Source organism: Paenibacillus praedii (assembly GCF_049725345.1).
Taxonomy (GTDB): Bacteria; Bacillota; Bacilli; order Paenibacillales; family Paenibacillaceae; genus Pristimantibacillus.
This window is the reverse complement of record NZ_JBMWAM010000011.1, coordinates 115,760-132,166: the sequence shown is the minus strand read 5'-3', so window position 1 is coordinate 132,166 and position 16,407 is coordinate 115,760. Positions and strand designations below refer to the sequence as shown.

The 16,407-nt window shown below is 42.0% G+C and carries 12 protein-coding genes; 9 read left to right on the top strand and 3 right to left on the bottom strand.

Annotation, left to right across the window (positions count from 1 at the left end):
* Nucleotides 1-5: 5 nt before the first annotated feature.
* The 3 genes from ACO9K6_RS12535 (at nucleotide 6) to ACO9K6_RS12525 (ending at nucleotide 2,368) form a co-directional block, all read left to right on the top strand.
* Nucleotides 6-560 carry a nucleotidyltransferase family protein gene (locus tag ACO9K6_RS12535; protein ID WP_424767899.1) on the top strand — a complete coding sequence of 185 codons (555 nt, stop codon included), beginning with the start codon at nucleotides 6-8 and terminating at the stop codon, nucleotides 558-560.
* A gap of 138 nt (nucleotides 561-698) precedes the next feature.
* Nucleotides 699-1,169 carry an NUDIX domain-containing protein gene (locus ACO9K6_RS12530; RefSeq protein ID WP_424767898.1) on the top strand — a complete coding sequence of 157 codons (471 nt, stop codon included), beginning with the start codon at nucleotides 699-701 and terminating at the stop codon, nucleotides 1,167-1,169.
* 59 nt (nucleotides 1,170-1,228) lie between these two features.
* Nucleotides 1,229-2,368, top strand: coding sequence for an IS3 family transposase (locus tag ACO9K6_RS12525; protein WP_424767897.1), 1,140 nt, complete (start codon nucleotides 1,229-1,231; stop codon nucleotides 2,366-2,368).
* 446 nt (nucleotides 2,369-2,814) lie between these two features.
* On the opposite strand, the gene ACO9K6_RS12520 is transcribed toward ACO9K6_RS12525, so the two are convergent.
* A complete protein-coding gene (locus ACO9K6_RS12520; RefSeq protein ID WP_424767896.1) occupies nucleotides 2,815-4,221 on the bottom strand; it encodes a sensor histidine kinase in 1,407 nt (468 codons plus the stop codon).
* Nucleotides 4,208-4,951 (bottom strand): response regulator transcription factor, encoded by a 744-nt coding sequence (locus ACO9K6_RS12515; RefSeq protein WP_424767895.1) that lies wholly within the window; start codon nucleotides 4,949-4,951, stop codon nucleotides 4,208-4,210. The genes ACO9K6_RS12520 and ACO9K6_RS12515 overlap by 14 nt, the downstream gene beginning before the upstream one ends.
* Before the next feature lie 329 nt (nucleotides 4,952-5,280).
* On the opposite strand from ACO9K6_RS12515, the gene asnB reads away from it, so the two are divergent.
* The 4 genes from asnB to ACO9K6_RS12495 all read left to right on the top strand — a co-directional run bounded on the left by asnB (nucleotide 5,281) and on the right by ACO9K6_RS12495 (nucleotide 9,953).
* Nucleotides 5,281-7,131, top strand: a complete 1,851-nt coding sequence (gene asnB, locus ACO9K6_RS12510; protein WP_424767894.1) for an asparagine synthase (glutamine-hydrolyzing) — start codon at nucleotides 5,281-5,283, stop codon at nucleotides 7,129-7,131.
* Between the two features lie 140 nt (nucleotides 7,132-7,271).
* Nucleotides 7,272-8,150, top strand: a complete 879-nt coding sequence (locus ACO9K6_RS12505) for a C39 family peptidase (RefSeq protein ID WP_424767893.1) — start codon at nucleotides 7,272-7,274, stop codon at nucleotides 8,148-8,150.
* Nucleotides 8,151-8,327: 177 nt separating this feature from the next.
* The gene (locus ACO9K6_RS12500) at nucleotides 8,328-9,545 is read left to right on the top strand and encodes a carboxylate--amine ligase (RefSeq protein ID WP_424767923.1); all 1,218 of its coding nucleotides are present in this window, start codon (nucleotides 8,328-8,330) and stop codon (nucleotides 9,543-9,545) included.
* A gap of 132 nt (nucleotides 9,546-9,677) precedes the next feature.
* The gene (locus ACO9K6_RS12495) at nucleotides 9,678-9,953 is read left to right on the top strand and encodes a hypothetical protein (RefSeq protein WP_424767892.1); all 276 of its coding nucleotides are present in this window, start codon (nucleotides 9,678-9,680) and stop codon (nucleotides 9,951-9,953) included.
* 385 nt (nucleotides 9,954-10,338) lie between these two features.
* Here ACO9K6_RS12495 and ACO9K6_RS12490 read toward each other — a convergent pair whose 3' ends face one another.
* A complete protein-coding gene (locus ACO9K6_RS12490) occupies nucleotides 10,339-13,332 on the bottom strand; it encodes an amidase family protein (RefSeq protein WP_424767891.1) in 2,994 nt (997 codons plus the stop codon).
* A gap of 1,174 nt (nucleotides 13,333-14,506) precedes the next feature.
* Between ACO9K6_RS12490 and ACO9K6_RS12485 the strand changes: the two genes are divergently transcribed.
* Together ACO9K6_RS12485 and ACO9K6_RS12480 are read left to right on the top strand one after the other, a co-directional pair.
* Complete coding sequence (locus ACO9K6_RS12485; RefSeq protein ID WP_424767890.1) at nucleotides 14,507-15,451, top strand: ABC transporter permease; 945 nt, start codon at nucleotides 14,507-14,509, stop codon at nucleotides 15,449-15,451.
* 17 nt (nucleotides 15,452-15,468) lie between these two features.
* On the top strand, nucleotides 15,469-16,368 hold the full coding sequence (locus tag ACO9K6_RS12480; RefSeq protein WP_424767889.1) for a carbohydrate ABC transporter permease: 900 nt from the start codon (nucleotides 15,469-15,471) through the stop codon (nucleotides 16,366-16,368).
* Nucleotides 16,369-16,407: the final 39 nt, after the last annotated feature.

The window sequence follows — 16,407 nt, the reverse complement described above, 5'->3', positions numbered from 1 at the left end:
TTACAGTGCTACAACAAGATATTGTTAATTTGATAAAAGTTGACGAACGAATGATGAACATACTTCGGACCGTTGGAACATTGGGATTGCCTGATTGGTGTGTATGTGCAGGCTTTGTTCGCTCCAAGGTTTGGGATTACCTTCAAGGGTTACAGGAGACTCGCTTGCCAGACGTGGACGTGGTGTATTTTGATGCCGAAAGCACCGACGAATCAATGGAAAAAGAATATGAGCGTATTCTTATAGACTTGGATTCGTCAGTGCCTTGGTCGGTGAAAAATCAGGCACGCATGCATACTAAAAGCGGTCATGCCCCTTACACTTCAACCGCTGACGGGCTGTCACACTTCCCTGAAGTTTGCACGGCAATAGGAGTTTATCTGAATTCGAACGGTGAAGTGAATTTAGTTGCTCCTTATGGCGTGGAAGATTTAATTAAACTAATTGTACGTCCCACTCCATTTTTCACATCAGGAGACAAATTGACAATATACAAACAACGGATCGCTTCAAAAAAATGGGGAGCAACATGGAATCGTCTTCACATTGCTTATTCCTAAACAATCGGGGGCTGCTCTTATGAAAGCAATAACAGTTTATCATTACGATGCATTCAGTAATGTGCCCAATATGGGAAACCCAGCAGGGGTGGTTTTGGTTGACTCGCAGTAAATTCGAAAGAAGAGGGCGATTGTAAATTGAAGGTACGGAGTGGAGTAAAAGGAATTGTTATAAGTAAAAACAAACTGCTGACGATAAAGAAGTATGACGAACAATTTGGTGCTGACTATACGTTACCAGGTGGAGGTCAAGAGCATGGTGAAAACTTGATCGACGCACTAAAACGTGAATTTCTTGAAGAAGTTGGCTGTCATATAAAAGTGAAACAGTTCGCTTTTGTAAGAGAATACATCGGCAAAAATCATCATGGAAACAGCATGGTAGATCCGAAAACTCATGTTGTAGACCATATTTTTTTGTGCGATATATTGGACGAACAAAAAGAAGGTCACGGTACAGCTCCAGATGAGGACCATCTTGCTATTGAATGGAGTCCAATATCAAATCTTGAGGATTACAGATTTTTTCCTGTGGCATTAATTCCTTACATTAGGAAAATTGCCGAAGGTCATATTGTTGCAAGCATCTATACAGGGGATATAAATTGAATTTAGCATTAAAGCAATGAGGAGCGATTACCCAACGAAAACAGGTGGAGATCCTCGGGATGAAGCGAATCGAACAGTGTGCAGATCGATGGAAGAAGGCCTACGAAAAAGACGGGATCATTGGACTAGCGGACTCGCGTAAAGAATCGGCTCTGCGGCCTTCAAAACGGCATTTATCCCCCGATGAGATCATTGCCAGGCAGGATGCGAAGATTAGACTTTTAGAGGCTAAACTGGAATACGTAAAAAAGTTAGACAGGAACGAAAGGAGGCTAATAGCAAACGGAAAAAGCCTAAGCCCGAGTGATCGTTTTAACCTTATTCAGGAAGCTGTGCAACAAGGCTTGGGGCGAATGACACATTACCTCTGCCAACTGCTTGACGTGTCGCGCTCTGGCTATTACAACTACCTGGGCTCTGCTGACAAACGCCAGGAGCGTACGCTAGCGGATGAGCAAGCAGGTGCACTCATCAAGAAAGCATTTAATCGAAGAGGTTACAAAAAGGGCTCCAGATCCATTAAGATGACGTTGGAGAACGAATATGACACCTGTTACAACTTGAAGCGTATTCGAAGGCTAATGAAGAAGTTTGACCTCGTATGTCCTCATCGAAAACCTAACCCGTATCGCCTTATGGCCAAAGCGACGCAAGAACACCGCACGCTCCCCAATGAGCTGAAAATGGACTTCAAGAAAGTCATCCCAGGTCTTGCGCTGCTCACCGATATCACCTATCTTCCGTATGGCAAATCGCAGTCGGCTTATTTGTCGACCATTCTGGACGCCTCAACAGGGGAGCTTCTAGCCCAAAATCTCTCAGCATCCCTTCATCTACCACTAGCTACAAAAACCATTCAATCGTTAATGAGGCAGAGGCGCTTAAAACACCATAAGGATGCCTTCATCCATTCCGATCAAGGGAGCCATTACACGAGTCCCACCTACCAGAAATTATTAAAGAGAAAAGGCCTTGGACAGTCGATGTCACGACGTGGAAACTGCTGGGACAATTCCCCGCAGGAGTCCTTCTTCGGCCATATGAAAGATCATGTGAAGAGTCAACACTGTACAACTTCCGCCGAATTGCAACGAGAAATTAACTGTTATATTCGTTATTACAATCATCAGGAATATCAGTGGGGACTAAAAAAGATGACTCCTGTTCAGTACAGGAATCATCTATTACGTGTGGCCTAGTACTCTTTTTTTAAAGTGTCCTTGACTAAGGGTCCAGTTTAGGGTGAAGATGTCTTCTTTTTGTTTAGACTTTACCGGCCATTTAAAAAAGCGTAAGTTCTTCAGTGGCCTCTTCGGAAGTGGGTTGCCTTTGTTGTTAATTATGAAGAAATTAAGGAGAAATTGTTACGTAAATGTTATGCATGACTCACGGAAACTCCCAATGAGTCAGGTACCATTTAAAGCATAAGGAAAAGCGTGCATCTGTTAAGGAGTTGCTGCCTGTTAACCTTAGATACAGTAAATGGAAGATCGTTAATAGCAATCGAATTGCTAAGTAACCATCGTGATGGAAAGATGGATGCCAGCCGAAAGTTATGGACGATTATCACCTTTATTTTCTGGCATCAACTTTTTATTCAAGATGCAGATCAAAAAAATATTGATTGAGGCAGCACTCATCGGTTTCAGGTAGCTTCATTCACTAACGGAAGAGAAATGAGAAACGACGTGCCTTGTCCAATTGAACTTTTAACATGAATTTGTCCGTGATGCAGCTCTATGATTTCCTTGCAAATCGCCAGTCCAAGTCCGGCGCCTCCCGAAGTCCGCGACCGAGATTTGTCTACACGGTATAGACGTTCCCAGATTAGCGGCAATTCTTCTTCAGGAATGCCGCTTCCGGTGTCCGCGATTTCGATAAGTCCGAAGTCTCCGTCATTCTGAATGGAGATGGTAATCGTTCCGCCTTCCGGCGTATATTTTTTTCCGTTTTCCAGCAAGTTAACGATGACTTGCTGCAATCGCCGCTCATCACCCCGGACAAATAACGGTTTAGAAGATGGCGTATACAGTAAATCAATTTTCTTTTGTTTAATAGGAACTTCCATAAGACTCAGAGCATTAATTATAACTTTATCTACGGATGTCCGTTGGAAGGTAAGCGAGAATGTTTGCTGATCTAGGTTAGCTAGGTCGAACAAGTCTTGAACCAGCCGTTGCAGCTGAACACTCTGCGTATGAATTAATTTTAAATATTGCTGACGCTCATCTTCATCTGCAGCAATATCGTTCAGCATCACTTCAGAGTATCCTTTCATGTAAGTCAACGGTGTTCGCAGCTCATGCGAGATATCGGAAAGGAATTGATTTCGCTGTTTCTTGTAATATTGAATGCTCGTTGACATTCGGTTTATCGCTTTAGCCAATTGGGTGATCTCGTCTGATCCGTGTGTATCAAGCTTAATATCGTGTTTACCTTCCGATATCCGATGCGTCATCTGGATCATGTTTAGCAGAGGGTTCACAATCTTACCGGATACGAATAGTATGACAGCCGCACCTAAAAGAATAATGATGATTGCCACGCCATTGAACGTGGTCCGCAGCGTTTTGACGGCAGTTTGAATCGGCTCGGTCGGACCGAACATAATGATTTGCCCGTTTGCTGCTCCATCGGTAAAGATAGGTGCTCTGGTAATAAAATAAGGCTCATGTTTCCAATCCGAAGCTAGAACTGGTCCGTGAGAATCCGTTTCGTGCGAAATAATCTCATTCAAGTAGCTTGGATTAAGATGATCAATACTTTGCGATTGTCCAACAATCTTACTTGTACCATCCATGATAAGAAGTAAATTATCCGTTTCGTTTTCCATACGAATAATATGTTGTATAGTACTTGAATTGTAATGATCGCTGAGTACAGAGGCGTAACTTTGGCTGCGCGTAATTTGGTCATGAATGACATCATCCGTATAGAAACGAATAAAAAGCGAATAGAGGATGATTTCAATACAAATAATCAGCACCATTACAAATATGACGAGGATCGCTCCGAGTTTAAAGGCTACACCGTTCAGTTTAATGTTCTTCATTGCAAATATATCCCGTTCCCCATACGGTTTTTATAACTTTGTGACCATCCATTCCAGCTTCAGAAAGCTTGTTGCGGATATTTTTAATATGCGTGTCAACCGTACGGTCATCGGAGATGTAGCTTGTCCCCCAGAGCAATTCAATCACATCTTCCCGATGAAAGAGTCTGCCTTTGTTTGAAAGAAACAAACGAAGGATAGCATACTCTTTGGGCGTAAAGGATAGCTCATTTTCCTTATAAAAAACTTGATGCAATGGAACGTTTATTTTTAGTTGTTTATATGTGAGGATTGTCTTTGAATTTGATGAAGAATGATGAATGGCTTCGGATTTTCGACTCAATAGGAATTGTTCTCGCCGAAACAGAGATTCCATTCTAGCTAACAATTCATGCTGCTCGAAGGGCTTTGTTATATAATCATCCGCCCCGATCTTTAAACCGACAACCTTATCAATCATGTTGTCACGCGCGGTTAACATAATAATCGGAATGGTAGACCAGCCTCGAATAGCTTTACAAACATCAAAACCATCCATATCAGGCATCATTACATCGAGCAGCACTAAATCGTATGCGGCGTTTCTTAATTTAACTAATGCTTGCTCTCCATTAGCAGCGATATCTGTCTTATAACCATCGGCTTGTAAATAAAGCTGAAGCAGTTGGCGCATAGGTTCTTCATCATCAACAATCAATATCATTCTGTCTCTCATAACGACATTGTTCACTTTATAGACCTCCTTTAACACTGTCTATTGTAACCATAAAATTTGAAGAAAAAGTGAAGAATCAAAAATGCTTCAATTCTAAGGAAAGGATAATAAACATGTATTTATTCCGTATTATAGTTGGTTTTGCTCTGGTGCTAGGGACAATTATATCGTGTTTTGTTTTTATTAGCGAAATAGCTGCTGGAAACGTGGCAGCCAATGCCTATTCAACGAATTCACTTTGGTCGTTTTTTAGTCTGATCTTTTTCGGGTTTTCATTACTATATTTTTATCTATTTAACTGTATGAATCGGTTATAAATTAAAATGAGATGAGAGGTACTTCGTATGTGTGGATTTGTTGGTTTCGCGAATAGTCAATTAAATAAAGAGCAGCAGGCTTCGATTATTCAAACGATGATGGATATGATCGTTCATAGAGGCCCTGACAGCGGCGGGGTATATGCCGATGATTACATTGCGTTTGGTTTTAGGCGGTTGAAGATCATAGACCTGTCAGAAGTGGCCAGCCAGCCGATGTTTAATGAAGATGCCAGCTGCGTCCTCGTATTTAATGGAGAGATTTACAATTATCAAGAACTAAGGGACGAGCTTATTCAAAAGGGGCATAACTTTACAAGCCATACAGACAGTGAAGTCATTATTCACGGTTATGAAGAGTATGGGGTAGATATCTTGCAGAAACTGAGAGGGATGTTTGCCTTTGCGATCTGGGACGAGAAGAAAGAGAGCTTGTTTCTAGCAAGAGATTTCTTCGGCATAAAGCCGCTCTACTATACCCAAAACACAAAGGATAACTCGTTTATATTCGGATCCGAAATCAAATCATTCTTAAAACAGCCGGCATTTGTGAAAGAACTGAATAAAGATGCACTGAAGCCTTATTTAACTTTCCAATATTCGGTGCTCGATGAAACATTCTTCAAAGGCGTATATAAGCTGAAACCGGGGCATTACATGATTTACAAGAAAGGCAACGTTGAAATAAATTCTTATTGGGATGCAAACTTTTCAGAGGTTCATGGCACTCTAGAGCACTATATCGAAAAAATTAGAAAAACCGTAAATGAATCTGTCGAATACCACAAAGTAAGTGACGTTAAAGTAGGGTCTTATTTATCTGGCGGCGTTGATTCAAGCTATATCACGGCATTATTAAAACCAAACAAAACATTTTCAGTCGGATTTAAGGATTACGATGGCGTATTTAACGAAACCAATCTCGCTGAAGATTTATCGATGCAACTGCAGATCGAAAACCATAAAAAGCTTGTTACGGCAGAAGACTGCTTCGATCTATTGCCTACGATTCAATATCATATGGATGAGCCACAGTCCAACCTCTCCTCATTGCCGTTATATTTTTTGGCGGAGCTTGCGAGTAAGCATGTTACCGTCGTCCTTTCCGGTGAAGGAGCGGATGAGATTTTTGGCGGGTACGACTGGTACGACACAACACCGACAATGAAGAAATATGAAAAGATCCCTTTTGCGGCAAGGCGAGTTGTTTCATTAGTATCAAAGAAGCTTCCTCGAAATCGGATCTCGTCATTCCTGGTCAAAGGAGGACAAAGAGTAGAGGAGCACTTCATCGGTCATGCCAAAATTTTCGACGAAACTGATGCTTTGAATGTATTGAAGGATGCGTATAAGAACGGACCTTCCGTTCAGAGTATTACGAGAAAAATATTTGATCGGGTACACAACAAGGACGATTTAACAAAAAAGCAATATTTGGATCTTAAGCTTTGGATGCCAGGCGATATACTTCTCAAAGCCGATAAAATGAGCATGGCCCATTCTCTGGAGATGCGTGTGCCTTTCCTGGACAAAATGGTTATGGCATTGGCAACGCAAATCCCATCAAACCTACGCGTTCACTCAAGCAGCACTAAGTATGCTTTACGGGCTGCGGCAAAGGAAGTGTTGCCGGATGAGTGGGCGAACAGGCCTAAGGTGGGCTTTCCCGTACCCATTAGGCATTGGCTCAGAGAAGAAAGGTTTTATACGCTTGTTAAAGACATGTTTCAATCCGACCGCGCGAAGCAATTCTTTCATACGGACAAACTGTTAAACTACCTGGATGCTCATTATTCAGGGAAAGAAAATCATGCAAGATATATCTGGACGGTTTATGTTTTCCTTGTATGGTACAAAAAGTTCTTTGAAGAATTATAATTTTATTCAATTAATTGTAACAATAAGGTGAGAAGAGGATGAGGAAAACAAGAATAAGAAGAAATAGAATACTATTCATAGTTATGGTTTTATTTGTTATTTCGATAATAATGAAAGAAATAGAGAAGCCGTTTCTTGTCATGTATGACGGTAATAGAACGCATTCTGAGCACGAAATATTGGAAGACGCGATCAACGTTGGAACGGGTCTTGAGAAGGCATACGTTACTAAAAGGAATAGTACCGAGATTTTATGGGATAACTTTATGACGTATAAGGTTTACCAGAAGGATAACTTTCTTAACGATTTCGATGTTTACGCCGATGCCTTAGCCTTTGCGGATCAATACAACGAATCATTCATTTATCACAACGAATCAAAAAGCCTCTTATGGGAAAAAGACAAAATTCTTAAAGAAGAGACCTTGATTGATGCGCCACTCGTCTCGCAATTGCCGGAATTGGAGAGGGGATGTGAAGTAACGACGCTCTCCATGCTATTGCAATACGCCAGGATCGAAGTGGACAAGATGGAGCTCGCGGACCGTGTGAGAAAAGATATTACCCCTTATAAGAAAGAAAATGGAGTCGTTTACTTCGGCAATCCTTACGACGGATTAATTGGTGATATGCAGAATTACGCCGAACCAGGGTTCGCCGCGGTCTATCATGGACCGATTGCAGAATTGGCGGAGCAATATTTGCCAGACCGGATCTTGGATATGACAGGTACTGCATTCGAAGAGATATTGTATTCGCTCCAGGATGGAAAACCGGTATGGGTGATAACCAATACGACATTTGACCTTCTGCCCGAGTCTTCTTTTCAAACCTGGCAAACGCCAAGCGGACCGGTAGAAATTACGTATAAAGAACATGCTGTTCTTTTAACGGGATATGATAAAAACTTTGTTTACTTTAATGACCCTTTGGCTAACGAGAAGAACCGTAAAATGAAACTCTCGTCCTTTCAACAGGCGTGGGAACAAATGGGCAAGCAAGCCGTTACTTATTTCTAACTCAATCGTCACGAAAGAAGAGGCATCTATGGATGTCTCTTCTTTCGTGTGTTCAAGTTTATCTTCAAATATATAGATATTGTGGAGATCCTGAAAGGAAATCGTAATACAGCACTCACGGGAACTACTAAAAAAACCTGTAACATGAATGAAGTAAACAACCTGTAGGGAGCGTGCATTGTGTCAAGATTACCTTTTATACCTATTATTATCGGAACGGATATAAATGCTTATAACATGGCTATATCATTCCATGAAGCCTACGACATCAAACCTATTTTAATTGGTAAAGAGCATCTTCCTTTTACAGCTTTAAGCTCAATCATCGAAAGAATTGAACTCTTTCCTGATTTGGGGGATCAAGAACATTTTGTCAAGATACTCACACAAGTAGCGGAAAAATACCGAATATCGAATAAGAAGCTGCTTTTAGTCGGTACTAATGATTTGTATGTCCGACTGATTATCGAGAATGAAGAACGTTTGAAAGAACATTATGTATTTAATTACATGAGTGAAGTCCTGATGAACCAGCTTCAGATTAAATCAAACTTTTACAAGCTTTGCGATGAATACGGAATTGATATTCCGATTACTTATATTTATGATTGCGGCGGATCTGCCCCATTACCGGAGCATCTTCAATATCCTATAATCGTAAAACCAAGCAATGGAATTCTCTACTATAAGCATAAGTTTCCCGGACAGCAAAAAGTATATAAAGTGGAGTCAGAAAACCAATTAAAGGAAGTAGTAAGCAATATAACTGCGAGCGGTTATAAGGATGAACTGATCTTTCAGGATTTTATCCCGGGAGATGACTCCTATATGTGGGACTCCGTTATATATGCAAGTTCTTCAGGCAAAACTCAACTCGTCACATACGCGCAAGTCGTCCTTCAAGAACATACAGTTACCGCAATCGGGAATTATACGGCAGTGATTACGCGTTATAACGAAGAGATGATGAGAAAATTACAGCACTTTCTGGAAAACGTCGGTTATGTCGGGTTTGCAAATTTTGATATTAAATATGACGAGCGCGACGGGAGATTTAAAGTGTTTGAAGTGAATATTAGGCAAGGACGATCAAGTTATTACGTTACAGCGCTTGGCCATAATATGGCTGAATATCTCGTTGATGATGTGATAAACGATAAGGATAAACCGCTTGTTTATTTAAATAAAGAGTTTTTATTTACAGTGGTTCCTAAAATCGTTCTGCGTAAGTTTGTTGAGAGTATCGACATTCAACGCGATGTGAACCGATTGATTAGGGATGGGAAGTACGGAAATCCTCTATTTTATAAAAAAGATCGTCATTTCAAACGCAAGTTGTTTTTATTTGCCCGACAGGTTAACTATTATCGAAAATACAAAAATAATAAATGGTAAGTAAAAGGATTTATGAATTGCTAAATTTGAAGAAATTGCAGCTGCTCGATTTGAATGGGGAGCAGAAGGGGTACCTATTTAGCGAACCGAAGATGGGGATTTAGGTTATTACCTTGAATCAATTTGTGTTTTATGAAGACACAAGATGTCATTAATCAGCAGGCTGCATGCTTTAATGCCAACTTGTTTTTTAGTAAGCTTATCTTTGAGCAGCAAGATAAAATTACAAATATGCGAGCGATAGGGGCGCTAATTACTGCTTACGATAAAATAGGAGATCTCGATGCGCTAGAGGTAACTGCACTTGTCAAGCAATTCGAGAGTCAGTTGAATGAAATTTCGCAACAGATGCGGATAACATCTATAGAGAAAGATGGGAGCAGCCTGGTCTCTATAAAAAAGTCGTAAGTGGTTGATCGTAGAAGACCTTTTTTTCTTCGAGAGCAGGAATATTAGAGAAAAAGAAGGAGGAGAGAAAACCAGCTGCACTTGAAAATTCATATAAAATCAAAAAATCACTAGACCTATTGAGGATTTTTTCGCTCCTTCAGATAGCTCCTGGTCGTCCTCAAGCGTTCCAATCCTTCGTGGGGTATTCATGACCACCATCCACTCCAATAAGAAGTATGATTCCCATCCATTTTATGCTCCAACGTAAGTGTCTCTTTCAATTTCATCCAAGTATTATGATTAAAATATCGATAAATGGATAATGATGTTAGTAAATCCTAAGCCGAGGTTATAAGGCAGGACTGCCGCTTGTCGGGCAGTCCCCTTGTTTAGATTCAGCGTGTTATTGCTCCAGCTCTATCACGATAGATAATATTTTGGCAGCTTCACTGCGGAGAATGCTGCCGGCTGGCGAAAAGCGGTTGTTTGGTTTGCCGCTCATTACGCCCAGCTCCTGTGCGGTCTGAACGGCATCGGCTGCATACGCTGCAATTTCATTGGCGTCGGCAAAGCCCCTCGTATCTTGCGATTCAGTTGCTGCAATCCCTTTATACGTTAAATATCTGCTTATTATAACGGCCGCATTCTGACGGCTAATCACTTTATTTGGCTCAAATTTGCCATTCTCATATCCTGTCACAATGCCGGTCTGCTCGGCCCATTTGACGTAAGGGGCATAATAATCGCTGCTCCTCACATCTGTAAATCTTGTTGCTCCATCAAGCTCGTTAACTGCATTCATACGACCAAGCAGGGTAACAAACATGCCTCTTGTCATTGCCTTGTTTGGCGAGAACTGAGTTGCGGAGGTTCCGTTAACAATACCGTTAGCGACAAGATCGCTAATGTATTGAATAGCCCAACTGTCAGTAATATCGGTAAATGCTGCGATTTCCGGCAATGGAGCCAGCGAAGGTGTAATTGCAGGCTGCACATGACCGTCAGCCTGAACGGTGTAGGCATACGCATAGCCCATCAATTCACCGTCGGAATAGGCTTTTCCTTGAAGCTGGAACCCTATCGGCTGGTCGTGATCGTTTACACCGGCCGGGAAAATGACGGTAGGCACGCCTGAGGCAGAGGACTGCGGATCAAGACGACCAAAGCTTGGCTGAATGGAATCGTTGAGATGAATGTCGCTCAGCAGCGTTGGATAGAGTAAAACATCAACCCCTTCTTCATCCATCCAGTTATGCAGCAGCTCGCGGTAATTGGCCCGGTAGTTCTGGAAAGCCTGAAGCGCTTCTGCGGTCATTGCGCCTGCACCCGTATAGGTTGAGGTTGGATTCATAATTTCAACAGGGTCGGTATACGGGTTATTGGGATGAGCCTTAATCCACTGACTCCAGCCTTCATAGCGGGTATCTCCGGTGAAGTCGCGAGTTGGAGCGGTTGGCGGAGCGCTAATTTCTTTGAGTGTAGCGCCTGCTTCTACAAAGTGAACAAATTGTGCGCGCATGGCGTCACTTGTGCCGGTTGTACCAAACGGGTCGTTAAATGCGCCTGCCGGTATACCAATAACCTTGCCTTTAAGTGCATCCTCCTGGAGGAAGGATTGCCAGTCGGAAGGACGATGACCATCCGAAACATCATCATAAGGATCGCTTGGATTTCCGATAGCAGTCGCTTCCAGAAGCAAGGCAAGATCGGGTAGGGAGCGAACGATAACGCCAGTGTAATCCTGGAAAATCGTAAGCGGCATTGTACCGTCCGTGCTTTGCATGCCGTCAGTTCCGCGCAGGCTCACCAGACTGGCGGCTCCCGATGGCCCCCACAGAGAATCCCCTGTTTGCGTGCCGAGTGCTGCTGCGGCGAAGCTGGATGCTACGGCCACCGCCGAGCCGCCGCTTGATCCAATAGAGCTTCTGGATGGATCAAAGGCGTTCCATACAGGTCCAAATGCGCTAAAGCTGAAATGACCATCACGGGCGAATTCGGCAAGATTGGCTTTGCCTAGAATAATGGCTCCGGCCTCGCGAAGCTTAGCAACCTGCCACGCATCCTCGCTTGGTTGATAGCCCTTAAACAAATCCGAGCCGCCGGTTGTGGGCATATCCTTTGTATCTATAATATCTTTAATCAATATCGGGATGCCCAGCAATGAGCGAGTATCACCATTGGCGCGGGCTATGTCGGCCTCTCTCGCTTGCTTCATTGCATCTGCCGCAACCGTAATAATCGAATTAAGGCCAAGCGGCCCCTTGTCGTAAGCGGCAATCCGATCCAGGTATGCTTTTGTAATCTGCTGTGCGTTTGTTTTTCCGGACTCCATATCGGCTAACAGCTGCGTAATGGTTTTGCCAGTTACATCATAAAGCGAGGTTGTATTGATAACAGGCATGACTGCGGGATTAGATGCTGCACCTGGAAGACTGGTATTTGCGCCGTCACAATCTCCGGCTATGGCCCCGGAGTCAATCAGGTCGTCGAGCTCATAGTTGCTCAGCGTGCACACTGCATTTGTCGACAGTCCGTTGAAATTCGGATTTTCGGATAGCTCGGCGGCAATCGTTTGTACCTGCGTAATCTGCGAGCCGGCATCAAGTCCGGCATTCACCTCCGATTGACCGGTTACGACGAAGTGAATCAGCGAGCGGGTTTGTTCAGGGGGCAATTCCAACGCATAAACAAATCCATAATGGTTGGCTTCATCGCCCTTCAAGGCAAGTGGATTTGTAAACGGGTCCCGCAGGAAATTGCCTGTGCGGTTTAGGCTTCCCGCAAATCCGGCCGTGCCAATGGTAGTAGCTGAAGGCCCGTTAAAGCTCGCCGAGCCCTCCCCGTTAGACGGAGTATAGAAGGATACCCAGTTATCATTATTGTCAATTACACGATCTCCGCTTGAGGTGGCTGCGATTGCGCTTTGATTAGTAGAAGTATTATAGCCAAGCTGACCGCCAAAGGCGACCTCAATATGAATGGTTTGATCTGTCGTATTGGTAAAGGTATCGAAGAAGCGCGCAGAGCTATTGCTCTTTTCCAGCTTGATTTGACGCTTTACGGCAACCCCATCGATGGTAACGGCATTTGTGCTTGTGTACGTATCCGTCCCGTCGAAGGTGAGTCCAAAGCCGCGCAGCAATACGCCATCAAGCAGGCTGTCGGAGCCAACAACGTGCATACGGATTCCGCCATAGCCCATGAGCGCCCGGGAAGCTGTGCTGCGTATGCTGCCCGTATCCAGACCGGTAGGGGCCTTTGTGTAGTTTACAACCCAGTTGTCGTCAATCGTAGAGGCTGCTTGTGCAGCTGACGGCAGTGCAATTGCGGATAATGAGAGTGAGAGTGATAAAGCTAGTGTCATCGAAAGCTTATTGAAGGAAAGAGGTTTTTTCAACTTTACACCATCCTTTTGGTATTATTCTGATTCCTAATGACTGTTGCAGTACGAACCAAGATCAAAACACGAACATTCGTGCAATAATATATAACGCGGATATTTAAAAGATATAAAGACCCCCTATAACTGAAGTATTATGTTATATAAGCTTACATAGATGTGATTGTATTGGACCTTACTTTTATTGTCAATAAGTAATTTTTCGTGATTTCATCAAATAAATAACATATATATTACATTACATGTTATGAATAAGTGTTCTCTGACAGCTTGAGCCACTGAGTTTATTATGTAGTCAGGTATTATATAGGGCTTGCTGAACAAGCCCCTACCGGCTCATGATTGCACATGGGTTGTAAAGAAGAAAAATCGAAAAAAAAGCAAAAAGAGAGCGCGTAGTCGTCGCTCCAGGGTCATCACTAGAAATTGGAGAGTGATTATGGTTTCATTGAGGGTTTAATCATTCTTCCAGTGATCAGGGAAAATAAAGTCCGTTAGTAATTGCCACTGTCCTACGGCGTTTAGAATGCGTGTTGGACACAACCAAGGATAAAATGGTTGAAATGTGATGATATATCAGGGTTGAAATAGAGAAAAAAATGAATATTTATGGTAATAAATAAACTATCATTGAGTTGTATGGAATATATTTAACAAATGGAGCTCTTTGGAAAAAATATTTATGGAGTTTTTTGATTTTTACTCGTCATTGGAGGAATTATTAGATGGCTAAGGTCCATCAAGGAAGGTGGAATGCAAAAGTCAATGTTTTAAAACAAGACAGAATTATTTTCGACAATGAAGGTTTTGTCGTGGGGTTCCACGACGGCAAATAAAAACTGGGTAAATATGTTGTTGAATTTGGAAACGAATAGATTTTTTTAAAAAAAATAATTGATTTCGGTGCGACCATGTTGTAATATTCGTTTTAAGAGAAACGTTTCGATAAGCAATTATGGAATTGAAAGTGCTTACGCAGGTTTTTTATGGCTAATATTGTTCATATTCATAATTTTTCGCTAAAAATATCAATATCTTTATTTAAAAATCGAAACGTTTCAAAAAATGCATCATTATCTCACCACTTTAGGGGAGGTTATATTTCAAAAGAATATGAAAACGCATTCAAAAAACGTTTTTATAAGATGAACCATAACAGGAGTTGGGCTAAATGTATGTCATAACAAGACTTAAGCTTCATGGTGGAAATATGCTGCGGGAGATTTTGAAGAACAAGATTCTGTTTTTTATGCTTTCACCCGTCATCTTATACTTTATTATCTTTCACTATCTAGTCATGCCAGGGGCATACGTAGCATTTGTTGATTTCAATATTAGCAAAGGCATTTTTGGAAGCAAATTTGTAGGTTTAGAAAATTTCGAATTTTTAATTAAGACAGGTGACCTTTGGAACATTACCAAAAATACACTGCTTTACAATTTTGCATTTCTCGCTCTGGGGAACATCATTCAAATTATTTTTGCCATTATGCTTTCCGAAATTTCTGGCAAATGGTTCAAAAAGATTTCTCAATCCGTGCTTTTGCTGCCGCATTTCATTTCCATGGTTATTGTCGGTGTGTTTGCCTACAATATGTTCAATTTTAATTCCGGCTTTATTAATACGATGATTACCTCATTTGGCATGGAGCGATACGAGTTTTATTCTGATCCTGATATTTGGAAGTACATTATCGTGGCTTTTAAAATATGGAGCGCTACCGGCTATGGCATGATCGTCTACCTGGCGACTATTACAGGCATTAGCAATGATCTTTATGAAGCAGCTTATATGGATGGGGCCAGCAGATGGCAAAGAATTCGATACATGACCTTACCAATGCTTAAGCCAACGTTTATCTTGCTGCTGCTGTTTGGACTTGGCGGAATTCTCAAGGGCTCGTTTGACCTGTTCTATAATCTGATCGGCACAAACTCGGTACTCTATCCGCAAACGGACATCATTGATACGTTTGTCTTCCGCAGTCTGGTAGGACAGTTCAACTTCTCCATGGGCGCAGCAGTGGGCTTCTATCAATCCTTATTCGGCTTAATCCTCGTGTTAACCGTTAATCTGATCGTTCGTAAAATCGAACCGGACAGCGCCTTATTTTAAAATGGGAGGTGGATAATATGGGAAATAAAAAGAAAGAAAAAGAAGATTACGGCAGTATATTCATAAAAGTAATCAGTTATTTGTGCATCACTATCTTCGCCTTGGCTTGTCTGTTTCCTTTTGTTCTGATGATCTCCTCCTCCTTGATGAATGAGCAGGAAATCATTCGCGAAGGGTACAAGCTTATCCCGAGCGAATTTTCTATCAAGGCTTATGAAATGCTAATCAACAACTCAACTGCTTTATCTAAAGCTTATGCCGTAACGATTTTTATTACGGTTGTCGGTACCGCTTTAGGATTGTTTATGATGTCGATGGCAGGTTTTGTTCTTAACCGGAAGGATTTTAAGTATCGTAATTTTTTCTCCTTTATGATCTACTTTACGACGCTATTTGCCGGGGGCTTAATTCCAAGCTATATCCTGATGGTCAAATATTTGCATCTTAAGGATAGCTTGTTCGCTATGATTTTGCCCGGTGTAGTCGGCGCATGGTCGATTTTCCTTATGCGGAATTTCATGAAAGCGATTCCTGATTCCTTGTACGAGTCAGCAACGATTGACGGCGCGGGCGATTTCCGCATCTATTGGCAAATTTTTATTCCTCTGGCGATTCCGTCACTCGCTACCGTTGGTCTTTTTGCGGCGCTCGGTTTTTGGAACGAATGGTATAACGGCATGCTTTACATCCAGTCGCCTGACAAATTTCCTTTGCAATACTTTTTGCAGCGCATGATCAACCAGACCAATATCCAAGCACTTATTAATCAGGGCGTTGTCATCAATACAGCGGAGTTACCGACACAATCCATTAAGATGGCTACTGCCGTATTGGCTACGGGTCCGATCATCCTGTTATATCCGTTTGCACAACGTTATTTTGTATCGGGTCTTACCATTGGTGCGGTTAAAGGTTAATAAATAGCCCTTACTAAGGGAGTATTTATTATAGAAGAA